This window comes from Ancylomarina longa (genome assembly GCF_003996985.1).
Classification (GTDB): Bacteria; Bacteroidota; Bacteroidia; order Bacteroidales; family Marinifilaceae; genus Ancylomarina_A; species Ancylomarina_A longa.
In genome coordinates, this window is record NZ_RJJX01000001.1 from 319,011 (window position 1) to 334,006 (window position 14,996).

At 34.0% G+C, this 14,996-nt stretch carries 14 protein-coding genes; 7 read left to right on the forward strand and 7 right to left on the reverse strand.

The genetic code is table 11. The features are described 5' to 3' along the window. Positions 1-43 precede the first annotated feature (43 nt). The 3 genes from DLK05_RS01260 to DLK05_RS01270 all read left to right on the forward strand — a co-directional run bounded on the left by DLK05_RS01260 (position 44) and on the right by DLK05_RS01270 (position 2,906). A complete protein-coding gene (locus DLK05_RS01260) occupies positions 44-706 on the forward strand; it encodes a hypothetical protein (protein ID WP_127342156.1) in 663 nt (220 codons plus the stop codon). 218 nt (positions 707-924) lie between these two features. Then, entirely contained in the window at positions 925-2,412 is a 1,488-nt protein-coding gene (locus DLK05_RS01265; protein ID WP_127342157.1) for a dihydrolipoyl dehydrogenase family protein, read from the forward strand. 179 nt (positions 2,413-2,591) lie between these two features. Then, positions 2,592-2,906 carry a hypothetical protein gene (locus DLK05_RS01270; RefSeq protein WP_127342158.1) on the forward strand — a complete coding sequence of 105 codons (315 nt, stop codon included), beginning with the start codon at positions 2,592-2,594 and terminating at the stop codon, positions 2,904-2,906. 467 nt (positions 2,907-3,373) lie between these two features. Here DLK05_RS01270 and DLK05_RS01275 read toward each other — a convergent pair whose 3' ends face one another. Then, complete coding sequence (locus DLK05_RS01275) at positions 3,374-3,664, reverse strand: tetratricopeptide repeat protein (protein ID WP_127342159.1); 291 nt, start codon at positions 3,662-3,664, stop codon at positions 3,374-3,376. A 149-nt stretch (positions 3,665-3,813) separates the two neighbouring features. On the opposite strand from DLK05_RS01275, the gene DLK05_RS01280 reads away from it, so the two are divergent. After that, positions 3,814-4,404: a flavin reductase family protein gene (locus tag DLK05_RS01280; RefSeq protein ID WP_127342160.1), complete on the forward strand. Its 591-nt coding sequence runs from the start codon at positions 3,814-3,816 to the stop codon at positions 4,402-4,404. Between the two features lie 82 nt (positions 4,405-4,486). On the opposite strand, the gene DLK05_RS01285 is transcribed toward DLK05_RS01280, so the two are convergent. The 3 genes from DLK05_RS01285 to DLK05_RS01295 all read right to left on the reverse strand — a co-directional run bounded on the left by DLK05_RS01285 (position 4,487) and on the right by DLK05_RS01295 (position 8,604). Further along, positions 4,487-4,948: a DUF4293 domain-containing protein gene (locus DLK05_RS01285; protein ID WP_127342161.1), complete on the reverse strand. Its 462-nt coding sequence runs from the start codon at positions 4,946-4,948 to the stop codon at positions 4,487-4,489. Positions 4,949-5,142: 194 nt separating this feature from the next. Then, entirely contained in the window at positions 5,143-7,572 is a 2,430-nt protein-coding gene (locus tag DLK05_RS01290; protein WP_127342162.1) for a DUF5916 domain-containing protein, read from the reverse strand. Between the two features lie 222 nt (positions 7,573-7,794). Next, positions 7,795-8,604, reverse strand: coding sequence for a prohibitin family protein (locus tag DLK05_RS01295; protein ID WP_127342163.1), 810 nt, complete (start codon positions 8,602-8,604; stop codon positions 7,795-7,797). 225 nt (positions 8,605-8,829) lie between these two features. Between DLK05_RS01295 and DLK05_RS01300 the strand changes: the two genes are divergently transcribed. Further along, positions 8,830-9,702: a nucleoside phosphorylase gene (locus tag DLK05_RS01300; protein ID WP_127342164.1), complete on the forward strand. Its 873-nt coding sequence runs from the start codon at positions 8,830-8,832 to the stop codon at positions 9,700-9,702. 92 nt (positions 9,703-9,794) lie between these two features. Next, positions 9,795-10,649: a transglutaminase family protein gene (locus DLK05_RS01305; RefSeq protein ID WP_127342165.1), complete on the forward strand. Its 855-nt coding sequence runs from the start codon at positions 9,795-9,797 to the stop codon at positions 10,647-10,649. Positions 10,650-10,704: 55 nt separating this feature from the next. Here the strand turns inward: DLK05_RS01305 and rny are convergent, their stop codons facing one another. From rny to DLK05_RS17380, 3 genes are all read right to left on the reverse strand, one after another. Next, positions 10,705-12,237 (reverse strand): ribonuclease Y, encoded by a 1,533-nt coding sequence (gene rny, locus DLK05_RS01310; RefSeq protein WP_127342166.1) that lies wholly within the window; start codon positions 12,235-12,237, stop codon positions 10,705-10,707. 176 nt (positions 12,238-12,413) lie between these two features. Then, positions 12,414-12,707, reverse strand: a complete 294-nt coding sequence (locus DLK05_RS01315) for a cell division protein ZapA (protein ID WP_127342167.1) — start codon at positions 12,705-12,707, stop codon at positions 12,414-12,416. Between the two features lie 9 nt (positions 12,708-12,716). Then, positions 12,717-13,010, reverse strand: coding sequence for a coiled-coil domain-containing protein (locus DLK05_RS17380; protein ID WP_148114099.1), 294 nt, complete (start codon positions 13,008-13,010; stop codon positions 12,717-12,719). Positions 13,011-13,150: 140 nt separating this feature from the next. On the opposite strand from DLK05_RS17380, the gene DLK05_RS01320 reads away from it, so the two are divergent. After that, positions 13,151-14,878, forward strand: coding sequence for a M23 family metallopeptidase (locus DLK05_RS01320; RefSeq protein ID WP_127342168.1), 1,728 nt, complete (start codon positions 13,151-13,153; stop codon positions 14,876-14,878). Positions 14,879-14,996 lie beyond the last annotated feature (118 nt).

The window sequence follows — 14,996 nt, forward strand, 5'->3', positions numbered from 1 at the left end:
CTTTGCAGTGCATTAAAAAATATACATTCAACACAAAGATTATATGCTTACAAGTGTAGAACAGATGAAACAATTGGTTACCGAAGCCATTGATTTAGGGCAAAATGGAAAAATTCGCGATAGTAAAATTGCCTTAAGAAAAATATATCAAATCCTCAAAAAAGACCCCTTTATTTTATGGGAAGATATAATGGTTTCTCAACTGGGAAAATCTATCATCATGATGATTCATTGGGATTTGCTAGAGGAGGAAGAGGAAAATATAGGTTTGGCGCTTCTATCCTACCTTTATATCTCGAAGGGAATAAAACGGGAAGAAAATTTAAATAGCGAAGTCGATCTTTGTGAATTATTTCGATTGAGAAAAGATAGAATTATCCTTTTAAAAAGTTGCGATGATTCTTTTGTAGACAGTTTAATCTCCTTTTATTTCGCAGATAAAAAGGCCACTAATCTGGATACTTATAATGAACAACGAAAAGCAGTTTTAAGCAGGCTGCCATATCTGCAATTATCAGACATTTATTTGATTGAACAGGATTATCCCAATCTAAGAAATGATGAATTCCTATTAGAATTAGCGAATTATATTGAGAGCGATCATCAGGATTTTTCCAACGAAAATTTAAAGGAAGCATTCCTGCTTCATAAAGTTTTGTATCAACAAATTTATGCAAATCTAAAAGATGGAAAATTAATTTATTAGAACGATCAGCAATCTACTTTCATTAGTAAGGATTCCTAAAAAAGCATGATTAAAAAAAAGAATGATATACGGATACACAGATCAGAATTGGTTGAAATTATAGATCAAACTCAACTTATTATTTCTATTTTTATGCTACAAACGTAATTTCTCAACAATTAATGTACACCAAGTAAATACTATTCAACATACTATCCAGGAACAAATACTACATTTTTATGAGTATAGAAAAATACGATCTAGTTATTTTAGGAAGTGGTCCGGCAGGATTCTCAGCGGCAATGCGAGCAATAGATTTTAATAAATCTGTTTGCCTGATTGAAGCAAAACATTTAGGCGGTACCGGTATTATTAATGGTGCACTTACCTCCAAAACTATGTGGGAACTTTCCCGCGATTTTTCTATTGCTTCTTCTGTAAAGCGTGGGTATCGCGCATCAGGGCTAAATGTAAATTATAAACAAGTACAGAAAACCATTATACAGGCAGCTAAGCAAAAGCAACTACAAATGCTTTCGCAGATAGAAACCTATTCTCAACCTAATAAAGAATCTGGTAATATTACCCTCAAGAATGGATGGGGAAAATTCATCGATTCGCATACCGTTGAAATTACTTCTGGTTCAAAAACAGAGCAAGTACATGGCGAAAATTTTATTATAGCAACAGGATCTCGCCCCAGACAAATACCCGAAGTTGTTATTGATCAGGAGAGAATCATTGATTCGGAGGGAATCATGGGATTGAAAGAATTTCCGGAGCGTATGATTATTTTGGGATCGGGGATTATTGGTTGTGAATTTGCAACTATCTTTTCCAATTACAATCAGACCGAAGTACACCTACTCGATCGGCAGCACAAAGTGATTCCTTATGAAGATGATGATTTAAGTAGCTTTGTTTCCAAAAACCTGGAAAATAATGGTGTAAACATTCACCATACAGCCAATCTTAGAACCATACGAAAACGTCCCGATTGTCTGGAAGTTGTTCTGGATTATCAGGATGGACATTCAAAAGTCTTAGAAGTAGATGTGGCCTTGGTAGCCATCGGTAGAATTCCGAATTTAGATAATATTGGACTTGAAAATGTAGGAATCAAAACAACCGATCGTGGATATTTAGATATTAATGAGGTATGTGCCACCGATAATTTTAAATCCTGTAATATTTTCGCTGCCGGCGATATTTCGGGGCATGCTCAATTGTACTCGGTTGGAGAATTACAAGGCAGATATATTGTTGAAACACTGTATGGCAATTTAGAATATCCTCTCGACTACTCCAATATGTCGACATTAATGTTCTTTAAGCCCGAAGTAGCTGCGGTTGGATTGAACGAAAAAGCTTGTCGTAAAAATAAAATTCCCTACAGAGTTGCTACCTATTCTAATTCCCTGGTAAATCGTGCTGTTGCTATGCGTGCTGTTGACGGATTTATTAAAATTATTGTGAGTGACGATGGTGAAGATAGGATTCTGGGGATGCGTGCCGCAGGTCCACAGGCATCTACTCTAATCACCTCTATTGCCTATCAAATCACCCAAAAAGGAACTTTGAAAGATATTCGGCAAAATGTGCATCCTCACCCTAGTATTAGTGAAGGAGTACAGGAATGTTTGAGGGTTTTTGAAGAGAAATCGATATACAAACCAAAGGCTTTTCCCGATTTAATTAAACTGAAGAGTTGGAAACCTGAGGTATAAAAACAAAAAAGGCGTGATATAATTCACGTCTTTTTTGTTTATGGATTTTCGCATCCTTCACGTTCCTTTCAACAAATACCATAATCAGCAAGAGAAGCATCGCCAAATCTGCAAGAATCATATGTTGTTCTGACTTAAGTTTTGTAACTTTTACTAACACCCCTCTAAACTCAAGTCTTATGAATTCCGATGAAATGATGCTTATTATCACGCATGGCGAATGGTTTAATCCCGAAACCAATAATGTCTGTACCTTTAGCTGGTCAGATTCCGATCAGTCCATAAACATAGAATACCTTTCCGGGGATAAAGCGGGACGAAAGAAATCTCACCAGCTCGTTAAAATATACCAATCCCAAGAGGCATTACAAAACTGCACCGTTTTAAGATATCAAAGCAATTTATTTACAACAGAATTTAAACTTTGCTCAGAAGAAGGACCATTGTCTGTCGTCTCCAATGTATTTGGAAAAATGGAATTGATAAGAAGATGAAAACGCTATCCTACTCCCCTTTATTTCCGGCTCTTTTCCATGCCAAAAAGACTCACGCCTATATTTTCCCTGTGAACCTGTGAATTTCTTTCCTCGTAGAAAATCAATAAATGAATCTACATTTTATTTCCTTTCACCAATAATTTCCTTTTTTTAAAAATCCTCTGTAAGTCCCGCGATGATCGGATTCTTAAGCCGACAGGAGGGGTGATTTGCCCGATAGTCGACCCCAGAAGCCGATAGAAGGGGTGATTTATCCGATAGTCGACTCCAGAAGCCGATAGAAAGGGTAATTTATCCGATAATAGACTCCGGAAGCCGATAGAAAGGGTGATTTACCCAATTGATTACTTCTGGTAAAAGAGTTATTACAATTTAAGAGAATCCAAACTAATAGGATAAAGTAAAAACAGAAACCCAACTTTTAGAGTCGGGCTTTCAATTATTTCACAAGTATTCTATAGCTATCAGGGATTAATCAAATCCTTATTATAATAACTCATAATAGAGCGTATCATTTCAATTTTTACCTGAGCCTTTTTATTCTCCGGATCTAAATCAACAACACGTAAATAAGTACTTAAGGCATTTGTTAGTTCGCCCAACTGATGTTGCATCTCCCCCAGCTGAAATTGAGCATCTAAATCCTTAGCATCAATTTCCACTATTTCCTGATATTTTTTAAGGGAAGCAGCAAAATCTTCAGCTTTTTTAAGCTGCTCAGCTTCCTTTCTTAATTGTTCTATGTCCTTATTCATTGCATTTAAGTATTCACGAAGGAATTATACCCTTCTCGTTAGTGTTGTGCAAATGTAAATAAAATTGCTGCTCAAAATTAATTTTCCTTCATGGGATACGTAAAACAAAATCGATATTTGTAATTTTGATGTTCTAAATTGAAAATATTATGGCAAAACAACATTGGAAACCGGGAACCATGCTTTATCCATTGCCTGCAGTAATGGTGAGCTGTGGTGCAAATCCCGAAGAATATAATATCATCACAGTTGCCTGGACAGGCACCATTTGTTCCGATCCAGCTATGTGCTATATCTCTGTTCGCCCGAACCGACACTCACACGATATCATTAAAAAAACCGGCGAATTTGTTATTAACATCACTACCAAAGATCTTGCGTTTGCAACGGATTGGTGTGGCGTAAAATCCGGTAAGGATGTGAACAAATTCGAAGAAATGCATCTTACTCCCGGAGAGTCGAAAGAAATTTCAGCTCCCATTATCATGGAATCTCCTTTAAGCATAGAATGCAAAGTGAAAAATATTGTGGAACTAGGTAGCCATGATATGTTTATTGCTGAAGTGGTAAACGTGCAAGCCGATGAAAGATTCATTGATTTTAAGACAGGGAAATTTTTGCTTAGCAAAGCCCGTCCATTGGCCTACTCGCATGGATTTTACTACGAATTAGGTAAGATGGTTGGTAGCTTCGGTTATTCAGTAATGAAAAAGAAAACCAAAGAGAAACGATCTAAATAAAATTTTGTCAGAAGCAATATTCTGAGAAAAGGATAAAAAAAACCGACGATGATCGTCGGTTTTTTTTATAAGTTCTACTTTTTTATCTAATTCTATCCATCGAGCGGATTAAAGTTTCATCTTTTCCAATGCTTCGAATAGCCAGAAAAGTTAACACCATAGCAACCAAAGGAAATGCATTTATCAAGCTGTAATCAACGATAGCATTTAAATCGTTCACTTGACTATTAATGCTATAATATATCAAACCCATTGCTCCCAACATACAAATCAAATTGAAAATACTCAAACGAATTTGAAGCATTCTTTTCTTGAATAAGAAGATGGTAATGAGCGTGATTAAAGCAATAATACTCAATAATATTGCAACCGGATAAGCATTGAAAATTGCCGGATCGCCTTCTTTTACCGCTGGTATCCCCCTATAAAGAAAGGTAAATGTATTACCCGCAGCATCTATCAGTTCTGCCAGTGGCAAAAAAAACATTACTACTATTAGCACGAAACTTCCTAACAAATATAAACTCTGAATTCTTTGTATCATTTTATTTTTATTTTGATACAAATTTAAATTTAAATACAAAAGCAGCAAATTTTCATCTGCTGCTTTTTACCATCATTACTTAACTCTAACTAATCACACTCTTCAAAATATTGCTCGGGTGAACCCCTAATTTACTCTAAGCTAGTTCTGAAAGCTTTTGCAGTAAGTAAAGCTGCAAAATTTAAGCAGGCTAATTAACCTTTGCGTTTTAACGACATATAGTCGATATAATAAAGTATTTTAATCGAAAAACTATTAAATTGAGTGGCATCAAAAGTATTTTTCAGATTATTTATAAACCGATGTGCCACCTTATCATCATCGGTAAAAATGGAATTCTTCCAAACTACCGCCAATTCACTTCCGGGTGCAAATCGCCACGAATACACCATATCGATATTGAAACTGTTAAAATTAATATCCTTATTTTCGTTATAGTCCGATGGTTTTACATCTCCATTATCCTTCAAGGTGAAAAAGTGTTTATATTCTGCCTTAGCCCAATAGTGTCGCGCCCTAAAACTTAGTGAACTTTTATTATTGAAAATATAATTTGCACTGATGCGATTCTCTAGATAGGAAGTATTTCGTTCACCAATATACACCGTTGTTAATCCATTCTCTTCTATATCATCTGCATGCCCCAATTCACCTAATTGTCTTTCCCATTCTATCTTATAATCCATTCCAAATTTATCGTTGAAGCGGTAACGAGGTTGTATCTTCATAGAAAAAACTTTTAGATGATCATGATTCACACTCTTGCCATAATCTCCTTTCAAATCGATGGCAAAAGCTTTTCTATAATCTGAAGAAAGCCAAAGCCCTGAAAATACAGAAGCTCCTTTCTTCAATTTCATTCCATCCACGCGAGGTTCATTGAAATCATAATGAGCAATTGGTTTGATATTACCATATATTCCAACTGCGGTATGGTCTTTAAAAACAACTCTGGAATTATACCTTATCGTGAAACTGGAAAATCTTCTTGGCTGATATCTGGCCTCATGCTGAATGCCAATCCAGTTGCGCCGTTGTAATATTATTCCTTTGGGTTGATATACATTATAAAAAAAGTTGAGATTATTATTAATCTGATTATTGCGATGCAAAAATCCCATATCATTTGGGTTGTATTGATCGGATATCATTCGGTGATAAAAACTCCATGTGAATTGACCTTTTATTTTCTCAAAGATTAATTCATGATAATGTCCAAATTCATCATTTTCAGCTTGCTGGTAACGTTGCGAAACAATACCTTTTCCTTCTATTTTATAACTTCGAGCTGCATTCTTAAATGCAAATTCAGTACCGCTGACATTCGCAATATAATGGGTTTGCGGAGTATACAAATTTGTATTAAAAAGACTCACATACGATTCGTTTTTCAAACTCTGATCGAACACAAACATATTGTAATTTGTGAATGGCTGCGTTTTATATTTCCTGGTTTGTCCAGTAATAGTATCCTGTATGGTAGCAAAAGTTTTCTTTGTCATCGCATTTAAAACTCCAATACCAAGACCTTTGGTGTTACGTCCGGAAATTTTAGTAGCATTTATTATTTTCGATTCAATGGGATTTTCTGTGATGCTTTCGTTCTCCTTTAAATTATCCTCCACATCATACATATTTGCAGGTCGTCCTCCTATTCTTCGGGAATAAAACACTCCTCCTCTATCAAATAATTCTGTTGCTTCTGTGAAAAACTGTCTTTTTTCATCAAACTTTACCTCAAATGGAGATAGGTTCAACACCTCATCATCCGATTGAATTTGTCCAAAATCGGGAATCAACATCATATCCAGTGTATAGCTTTCATTGATCCCATATTTGAGATCCATTCCTCCCCTATAATTAATATCCCACGAAGAATTATCCGAGGCATTATCAAAATAAGTCGAAAAATAAGGTGAAAAGGATAGACGAACCGGTGGCTTAACATTTTCTATGCCTTTCAATACGCCACCCTGATTAATAAAGCCATCTTCCCCTTTATCGATAAAGTTCCAAGAGCATTTTTCTCTGTCCCGCTGAATGTTTCGCATAATATTAACGCCCCATTCCTGAATATCTTTAGAAGGAAATCGTAAGGCTGAATAAGGAATTTCTATTTCGGCACTCCAACCATTTTCATTTATATTAGCAGCACTATTCCAAACTCCATCCCAACTCGAATCTTCTCCATTATTTCCTACTTTAGCATCCCATTGGACTCCTGCAGGTGTGAGAATAAACTCGAAAGCATCCAAACCATTATTAAAAGGATCAATAATAATTGATAAAAAATCGGAGTTGTTAATTTCATCACGTCTGCTAAGCTCTTTAAGAATTTGATCTGGCTTAGGATCAAACATCATCACTCCTATTATTACCGCACGATCGGTATATATAAACTTCGCTTCTGTTTTGTACTTAGAAGATGATCCATTTTCTGGCTCAAATTGAATAAAATCGGTTGCAACAGGAACATTATTCCAAACTACATCATTCAGTTTCCCATCAATTATTGGCTTTTCACTTACTCGTACGGCAACAACTTCTTTCTTGATAGCAGTTGCCGACGCAGGTAATTTGCAAATTAAGACAAGAAATAAGATTAAAATAATAACTCTACTCATGATTAATTTAGTGGTATTATAACAGTGTTAAATTGGTTGACTCCGGACAAAAAGCACTTTTCATGCCACTTCTTCTTTCCATCTATCAAACAGACTCTTATTAAAATTTCACAAAATAAAAACTGAACGCATACGGAACGGTCGTGTCCGTAAACGAACACAATAAAAAAGAGCCGTTTGAATCAATCAAACGGCTCTGAAATTAATATATTAATGCAATTTTTAATTATTCCCTAAAATAAGAGGCATTCCCGACTTACCACTTCCAATTACTATGACTTTGGAATTAGGCGATTTTGAAAGCTCTATTGTTGCCTCAATACCACGCATTTTCAGCAATTCATTGGTTAAACTACTATTGATAATTTTATTTGCTTTTGCCTCTCCTTCAGCTGCAATTCTTTTTCTCTCTGCCTCACTTCTCTCCTTTTCCAACTTAAATCGATAAGCCAAAGCTTCCTGTTCCTGAGTCAATTTGTTTTCAATAGCTTGTTTAATCTGATCAGGAAGGTTGATGGCCCGTATTAATAGTTGAGACATCTCAATATTATTCTTTTTTAAGGCCTCTTTAGTCTCCTGCTTAATAGCTTCTTCAACTTCACTACGTTTTGTAGAATAAATCTCTTCGGCGGTATAACGTCCTGCTACCTGGCGAACAACTGATCGCAAAGGAGGAACAACAACTCTGGATACATAGTCCTTTCCCACTGATTCATGTAAATATCCAATGCGATCAGGAGTAGGATAAAACAATAGAGTTACATCCATATTCACCGAAAGTCCGCTTTTATCAAGTACATTCATAGTTTCTTCCCGAGTTTGACGTCTCACATCATATACATTCATTATATTCCATGGTGCAATTACCTGAAGACCTGCGGTATAAACATGATCCTTATCCAAACCGGCAAATCTGTTGAAAACAACTCCTCGTTCTCCTGGTTCAAGTGTTACAAACATACTTGACCCTGATAGTATTAGAATAAAGGCAAATACACCTAATACAATTAAAAAATATGGTTTCTGTTTCATAATATTGTTTTTTTACGATTCGAAATAAAATTTAGTTAAATATAGTACATTATTATTAGAATCGTATTTTCAAATGTTCTTGTATTGATAAGATTTTAAAAAATACATCATTTTACACCTATTTTGCTAAAAAATGTGAATATTGAAAAAGAAAACAAAGGCTTGGTTTGAAGATTCAAAAATTTTAAATAGCTTCGACTCCTTGTTTTTCAAAATTTTTTGAATATGGAAAAAATAAAATCATCAGAATTAATTATTAATCCAGACGGCAGTGTTTTTCACTTACATCTGAAACCAGAACATCTCGCTGATACAGTAATATTAGTTGGTGATCCGGGAAGAGTTGAATTAGTAGCTAGCTATTTCGACGAGATTGAATGTACTATTTCCAATAGAGAGTTTGTAACTACAACAGGTGTTTATAATGGAAAGCGTATTTCTGTTCTTTCTACTGGAATTGGTACCGACAATATTGACATTGTTGTAAATGAATTAGATGCTTTAGTGAATATCGATCTGGAAAATCGTACTCCTAAAAAAGAGCATACTAGTTTGAATTTGGTTCGAATTGGAACTTCCGGAGCCTTACAAGGAAATATTCCTGTAGATTCCTTCTTATTATCCCGTCGTTCGATTGGATTTGATGGAATGCTGAACTTTTATGCAAATAGAGATCAAGTTTCCGATTTGGATTTCGAAGCAGCTTTTAAAAAATCTGTTCAATGGAATGAAAAGCTGGCATCACCATATGTTGTACCTGCATCTTCCATGTTAATCGAAAAATTAGATGGACCTGATATGATTCAGGGAGTAACTATTTCCGCAAATGGATTTTACGGTCCACAAGGAAGAGTATTGCGCTTACAGACTCTGGATCCAAAACTCAACGACAAGATAGAAGCATTTGATTATCAGGGCGAAAAGATCACCAATTATGAGATGGAAAGTTCTGCAATCTTTGGTCTTTCTGCCATGTTAGGTCATGATGCAGCTGCCGTATGCGCAATTATTGCCAATAGAATTACAAAAGATGCAAGTAAAGATTATAAACCTACCATAAGAAGATTAATTCAGACTGTACTTGACCGTTTAAGTTAATTAGCTTTAAGGCTTATTATCAAAGTTTTAACCCGCAAGATTGCTTTTCCTTGCGGGTTTTACTATATTTAGAAAGGTCAAAACGTAAAGTTATGAATAAGAACAAACTAAATGCGCTTCTATCTCTTGTTGATGATCCTAATCTGGAAATATTACAAGAAGTTGAAAAAGAGCTAATTGAGTTTCCCATCTCAATTATACCACAACTTGAAGATGCGTGGTTGGAATCTAAAAATTCTTTATTTCAAGAAAGAATTGAACTAATAATTAACAAAATTCAATTTACACACGTTAAAAAAGAGATTATTGCCTGGGGAAAAACGAATGCCCCAAAGTTAATTGATGGTGCTATTCTAGTGAATAAAAGCTATAATCCAAACTTGCTTATCGATCCTATTTTAAAGGTAATCCAGAAAATAAAGCAAGATGTTAGGTTGGAAATAAACGATCAGTTAACTGCATTAGAAAAAGTAAAAGTCTTAAATCATTTCTTTTACAACATTCATAACTACCAACCTTTATCCCCTACAAAACCAACAAATTGGGATGGCGATATTAGCACTGTATTAGCTCAAAAACAAGGGAACTATATTATTTTAGCAATTATATATGCGGGAATCGCACAAGAATTGGATATTCCAATTTATGGTATTCATTTACCAGATAGTGTTCTACTTTGCTATATTGATAAAAAAAATAATGAGGACAACAATTCTCCAGATATTCTTTTTTATATCAACCCAATTGACAAAGGAAATATTTTTGGCCGTAAAGAACTAGAATCGATAATGCTTAATAAAAATATAGAAAATCGTCCCAGATACTTTGAGCCAACTTCCAATCCAAGTCTTATTAAAAGATTAGTTAAGCATGAAATTAGTGTCTACAAAAAGCTTAAACTCAACAGTTATCTTCCTAATTTTAAAGAATTATACAAATCGATCTAAAGTAAAAGCCCAACTCTAACAAGAATTGGGCTTCTTTTATTAATTCGATTAAAATTTATTTTGCGTAATTAATAGCACGAGTTTCGCGAATCACTGTAATTTTAACTTGACCAGGATAAGTCATTTCATCCTGAATTTTCTGTGCTATTTCCAATGAAATTGTTTCAGCTTCTTTATCAGATACTTTATCACTACCTACAATTACCCTAAGTTCTCTACCAGCTTGTATGGCATAAGTTTTAAGAACTCCAGGATGTGACAAGGCTAAATTTTCAAGATCTTTTAAGCGCTTAATATAAGATTCAACGATTTCACGTCGTGCTCCAGGCCGTGCTCCAGAAATCGCATCACAAGCCTGAATAATTGGAGAAATCATGGATGTCATCTCAATTTCGTCATGATGAGCTCCAATTGCATTACAAATATCCGGTTTTTCCTTAAACTTCTCTGCTAGCTTCATTCCTAATATTGCATGTGGCAATTCTGGCTCATCATCAGGTACTTTACCTATATCATGCAACAATCCAGCTCTTTTGGCTCTTTTCGCATTCAATCCGAGTTCCGTAGCCATTATAGCACATAAATTGGCAGTCTCCCGAGAATGTTGTAATAAATTCTGTCCATAAGAAGAACGATACTTCATTTTACCAATTAAACGAATTAGCTCTGGATGCAAACCATGAATCCCCAAGTCTATAGTAGTACGTTTACCAGTTTCAATAATCTCTTCTTCAATTTGTTTGCGAACTTTATTTACAACCTCTTCAATACGAGCAGGGTGAATTCTACCATCTGTTACTAATTGATGAAGTGCTAATCGAGCGATCTCTCTGCGTACCGGATCAAACCCCGAAAGAACGATAGCTTCTGGCGTATCGTCTACAATAATTTCAATTCCTGTTGCGGCTTCCAGAGCCCGAATATTTCTACCTTCCCTACCAATAATTCTTCCTTTAATTTCATCCGACTCGATATGGAAAATGGTTACCGAATTTTCAATTGCCGTTTCGGTAGCTACTCGCTGGATAGTTTTTACTACCACTTTTTTAGCTTCCATATTGGCACTCATCTTAGCCTCTTCCATTATTTCATTCACATAAGACATGGCTTCAGTTTTTGCCTCTTCTTTCAATGAATCTATTAATTGACTTTTTGCATCTTCAGCAGATAAGCCAGAAATTTTCTCCAATTGTTCAATCTGTTGCTTCTTAGATTTCTCCAATTCCAATGATTTCTTATCCACTAAATCAATTTGAATGCTCAAATTTTCACGAATTGCATCTACTTCCTTTTTCTTACGCTGGAAATCGTCAATACGCTGTGCTAAGGTATTCTCCTTTTGTTTAAATTTATTCTCAGAAGCTAATAATTTATTATTTCTGGAATTGATTTGTTTTTCATGTTCCGTCTTTAATTGTAAAAATTTCTCCTTTGCCTGAAGAATTTTATCTTTTCTAATCACCTCAGCTTCAATTTGAGCTTCCTTTATCATTGCCTCCCTCTTTGTTTTAAGAGCTTTTTGGATAACAAAGTACGATATAATACCGCCGCCAATAAAAGCAATGGATCCTATTATTATTTCAATCATATTTTAGAATATTAAGTCAATACTAGTTATATATAAGATAACCCGCATCACCACTCTTCCTCATAAAAATTATCACAGGTTTATTAATTGATATTGAAACAATTCAATTAAAACCTTTGTAATAATTACAAGTTCAAGAAATAATGCGGGTTACTTTTTAAAAATTTAAATAAAGATTAGTTCTCCTTCTCAAGAAATTCATTCAGCTCCTTCTCTATCGTTGCCAGTTCCTCAATAATAGGTGAAACATCAGCTTTGCTCTCCGATTCAATAACTTTAATGACAAATTGTAAAGAAGCCATTGCTAAAAAATCCTGAGTGTCTTTATCTTTATATCTTTGTTTGTATTGCAATACTTTCTCGTTAATCATCTTGGCAGCCTTACGAATTACCTCCTCTTGATCACGATCAATATTTAGCGGATAATAACGATCTGCAACATTAACTTTTATTGAAAGTTTATTATCCATAAACAAATATTATCTGTTTAAAAGTGCAATACATTTATCAATCTCCCGCACAATTCGGTTAATCTTGAGCTTTGCCTGGTGCGAATCATCACTGTTCGCAGCTAATGTTTTGGCAAGCTTTAACGTATTGTATTGATGATTCAGCTCCTCATTTATCCTATTCAAAGATTCAATCTGTTCCATGAGCTCAATTTTTTCATGAATTAAAGATTCCTTCTCCTCCTTAGATTTTTGATATAACGAAATAAGTTCGGTTATCCTATTTTTTAAACTGATTATTATTTCGCTTGATTCCTGAACCATCACTAAAAATTTCTTTTACAAAATTAACATTGCTGAGAAGATAATCAAATATATTAGTTTGTATTTTGCAGACTTTCTCCGAAAAAAATTATTTTTTTTGTAATTTAAACTCCTAATCTAATAAATAACAGGCACAAAGCATGAAGTATTCTAATTCAAACATAATAATTCTCTCTTTAATTCTATTTATTTTAAATCCATTTGTTCTATTTGCCGAAAAAAAGGAAATTCCCATTAATTATTTTCGAGCTCCAGTTGACTTCACAATGACTCTCGCTGGTAATTTTGGAGAACTTCGAAATAATCACTTTCATTCTGGTATTGATATTAGAACATTTACTACTGGGAAAAAAGTTTACGCAGCAGCAGATGGTTATGTTAGTAGAATAAAAGTTTCTGCAACTGGTTATGGGAAGGCTCTTTATATTGATCACCCTAATGGCTATACAACCGTTTATGCTCATCTAAGTAGATTTAACCCTGAAATTGAAGCCTTTATAAAAACATATCAATCTCACAAAAAATCTTTTGCAGTAGATCTTAATTTAGCCAAAAATCAATTCGTAGTAGAAAAAGGAAATATTATTGCCTATTCAGGAAATTCTGGTACCTCTGGTGGTCCACATCTCCACTTCGAAATTAGAGAAACAAAATCCGAACATCCTTTAAATCCATTGCTTTTTGGATTCAAAATAAAAGATACTACTCCACCCAAAATATTCAATTTATATATTTACCCTAAAGATTCGTTAAGTAGTGTAAACGGGAATAATTCCCGACTTAAATTCCCTGTCACTTTTTACAATAATGCATTTCATCTAAAAGGAGATCCAGCCATTAAATTATCAGGGAAAATAGGTTTTGCCATTCAGTGCTATGATTATTTGGATAATACATGGGGGAAGTGTGGCATCTATAAACTGCAATTAAAAATTAACGATTCTTTAATCACTAAATATCAATTTGATGAATTCTCCTTTGATGAAACCAGATATATCAACAGCTTAATAGATTATGGTTTGAATATTTCTGAGAATAGGAGAATCTATAAAACTTTTAGAGAACCAAATAATAAATTAGACATCTATCAGACAGTTAAAAACAATGGTATTTTTCAATTTAAAAAAGAGGTAAAATATAAAATAACATTAATTGCCTCTGACAATAAAAACAATCAATCCAAACTTAGTTTTCATGCAGAAGGATTTTCGATACATAAAGCTTTCCCCAAAGCAGAGTTCACAAAGATAATGAACTACGAAAATCCCAATTCATTTTCAAATTCACAGATCAAGGCCAGCTTTCCAATAAATAGCTTCTATTCTAATATTAATTTTGATTATTCTACAAGAAAAGATATAAGTTTTTTATCTCCTATTCATTCTATTCATAATGAACTCACTGCAGTTCATCGCTACTATACACTATCCATAAAAACCCCATTCAGCAGAAAATCACTATTTAATAAACTACTGATCGTCAGAATTAATAAAAAAGATGAATTAGTTAATGAAGGAGGTGTTTATATTGATGGTTGGGTTAAAACAAAAACCAGATACTTTGGTGATTTTGCAGTTACAATAGATACGATTGCTCCATCTATAAAATTATCGAATGGGTTGAAGAAAAAGAATTACTCAAAAAATAAGCATATAGATTTCATTATAAAAGATGAGCTTGCCGGAATAAAGTCCTATAATGGTTTTATAGATGGGAAATGGGTTTTATTTGAGTATGATAAAAAAAATAATCGTTTGCAGTATTATTTTGACATTAGAAGATTAAAGAGAGGCAATCATCAAATTAAACTTACAATTATCGATTTTGTGGGTAATAAAAGTGACTTTACAAGTAATTTTTATTGGTAATCAAAAGCATCTATACATACTACTACATTTCCTTATTTTATATAGTAACACTTCTATAAATAAGGACATTTATCATCTTTAGCTATGGTATTTTTTCCTATTTTTGCCCGTAATGATT